This is a genomic window from Streptomyces alkaliphilus, assembly GCF_014141535.1.
In the GTDB taxonomy this organism is placed as follows: Bacteria; Actinomycetota; Actinomycetes; order Streptomycetales; family Streptomycetaceae; genus Streptomyces; species Streptomyces alkaliphilus.
Map to the genome: position 1 here is coordinate 1 of NZ_VKHT01001213.1, position 1,322 is coordinate 1,322.

Sequence of the window (1,322 nt, forward strand, 5' to 3'; positions counted from 1 at the left end):
GGGGGACGGCGTCATGTCCGTGATCCTGCCGGCCCGCCCCCGACCCGATCCGCCCCGGGTCCGGGGAAAGCGCGGGGCCGGTGGCCCGCCCGTGGGGCGGACCACCGGCCGGTGGCGCGTGCCGGCGCCGTGGTCGGCTCCGGAGAACTCCTGAGGGGATGTCAGCGCGGGCAGTTGCCGCGAATGTCCGATATGGAGCGCTCGTTGGGCAGCGGGCACAGGAATTGGTCGTAGCGGGTGTCCTCGTCCACGAACCGCTTCAACCAGGCGATGCTGTACTTCGCGATGGTGGTGTTGGAGATGTTGGGCGCGAAGTGCGAGGCCCCGTCCAGCTCCACGTACATGCGGTCGGTCGAGGAGGACAGGCTTGTGTAGAACGGGATGGAGTGGGTGCGCACGGAGGCGACGGTGTCGCGCTCGGCGCCCACGATCAGGGTCGGGGTGGTGACCCGGCTCCAGTTCTTCGTGAGGTTCCACGGGGTCAGCGGGATCGACGCCTTCAGCGACGGCCGGGAGATGGTGGCCTCCAGGGCGCCGCCGCCACCCATCGAGTGCCCCATGACCGCGAGGCGGTTGGAGTCCACGCGGTGCCGCTCGGAGCTGCGCTGGGTCAGGTAGTCCAGCGCGGCCAGGAGCTGACGGCCGCGTGAGGAGGGCTGGTCGAGTCGGGTGTTGGTGTCGATGACGAACACCACGAAGCCCTGGGAGGCGATGCGCGGCCCCATCCAGTCCATGGAGGAGGACGAGGCCGTGTAACCCGGGGCGATCGCGACTCCACCGAAGGTGCCGTCGGAGGTGGTGGTCGGGTAGTAGATGGTGCCGCCGCCGAAGCCGGAGGCGAATGAGGAGACCCGGGTGCTCGACGTCCGGTAGTGACCGGTGCGGGCCTCGATGCTCGACACCGTCGGGTCGGGTCCGCGCTGGTACTGGCTCTGAGCGGAGACACCGCTCGTGGTGGTCTCGCCGGCCATCGCGCTGGGGAGGGCGACCACTCCGGCCCCGCCGACGGCGAAGAGGGCCGCGACACCCAACGAGAGGATGCGGCGGCGGGACTTGCGCTTGTGCCGGCCGGTGGTGCGCTCGGCCTCGTTCCGTTGCGGCTCCATGGGATTCGTGTCTCCCTGCTGTGTGGGGGGTGGACACGGTCATCGTTCAGCCGCGGGGCGGGCCGCGCATCGGCGAAACCACCGGTGTTCGCCGGCCCCGGTTCGAGGGGGCGTCGGGAGTCGCGGGGCGGACCCGTCGAGGGGAACGCGTCGAACGGCCCGCCGGTTCCCGCCCTCGGGGCGGGAGCGGGGGCCGTTCGGCACGTGGGGGTGTTC

At 71.3% G+C, this 1,322-nt stretch carries 1 protein-coding gene; it reads right to left on the reverse strand.

Features of this window, described 5'->3' with window-relative positions:
* Window positions 1–161: 161 nt before the first annotated feature.
* Window positions 162–1,106: a poly(ethylene terephthalate) hydrolase family protein gene (locus tag FNQ90_RS23510; protein ID WP_182608188.1), complete on the reverse strand. Its 945-nt coding sequence runs from the start codon at window positions 1,104–1,106 to the stop codon at window positions 162–164.
* Window positions 1,107–1,322: the final 216 nt, after the last annotated feature.